This is a genomic window from Streptococcus cristatus (assembly GCF_003943535.1).
Lineage (GTDB): Bacteria > Bacillota > Bacilli > Lactobacillales > Streptococcaceae > Streptococcus > Streptococcus cristatus_L.
On record NZ_RJPU01000022.1, the window covers coordinates 1 to 1,194 of the forward strand.

The following is a 1,194-nucleotide window of genomic DNA, read 5'->3' on the forward strand; positions in this document are numbered from 1 at the left end:
ACCACTTATACAGATAGTGTGAATGATGGCACATGGACTTTCAAAGGCTATGACGCAGGCAATGCAGTCGTGAACAAGGCCAATGTTGAGTTTGTAGGAAAATGGGCCTTTGAAGCCAACAAGTACCAAGCTACTTACCGCTTCGAGAGTGAGACAGCAGGTAAGCAACTTCCAGCAGCCATCGCCGCATTGACTCCAAGCGACAGTGCAACCTATGTGAATGGCAATACTGTTTCGGCTCAACAACCATCACAAACCACTTACACAGACCCAGTGAACGATGGCACCTGGACCTTCAAGGGCTATGATGCAGCTAGCGCCGTTGTGAACAAGGCTGATGTAGAGTTTGTAGGTAAGTGGGCCTTTGAAGCCAACAAGTATCAAGCTACTTACCGCTTCGAGAGTGAGACAGCAGATAAAGCTCTTCCAGCAGCCATCGCAGCATTGACTCCAAGCGACAGTGCAACATATGTGAATGGTGCCTCTGTTTCGGCTCAACAACCAGCGCAAGCGACCTACACAGATACTGTGAACGACGGCACATGGACCTTCAAGGGCTACGACGCAGCTAGCGCCGTTGTTAACAAGGCTAATGTAGGGTTTGTAGGTAAGTGGGCTTTTGAAGCCAACAAGTACCAAGCTACTTACCGCTTCGAGAGCGCAACAGCAGGTCAAGCTCTTCCGGCAGCCATCGCAGCATTGACTCCAAGCGACAGTGCAACATATGTGAATGGTGCCTCTGTTTCAGCTAAGCAACCAGCGCAAGCGACCTACACAGATACTGTGAACGACGGCACATGGACCTTCAAGGGCTATGACGCAGCTAGTGCAGTTGTCAACAAGGCCAATGTTGAGTTTGTAGGAAAATGGGTCTTTGAAGCTAAGAAGTACCAAGCTACTTACAGCTTCGAGAGCGCAACAGCAGGTAAGCAACTTCCAGCAGCCATCGCCGCATTGACTCCAAGCGACAGTGCAAGATATGTGAATGGTGCCTCTGTTTCAGCTCAACAACCAGCTCAAACCACTTATACAGATAGTGTGAATGATGGCACATGGACTTTCAAAGGCTATGACGCAGGCAATGCAGTCGTGAACAAGGCCAATGTTGAGTTTGTAGGAAAATGGGCCTTTGAAGCCAACAAGTACCAAGCTACTTACCGCTTCGAGAGTGAGACAGCAGGTAAGCAACTTCCA

The 1,194-nt window shown here is 49.3% G+C and carries 1 protein-coding gene; it reads left to right on the forward strand.

What is annotated here, in order from left to right; genetic code table 11:
• On the forward strand, positions 1-1,194 hold a 1,194-nt coding region (locus D8790_RS10340; RefSeq protein WP_221765905.1), incomplete at both ends, for an SHIRT domain-containing protein.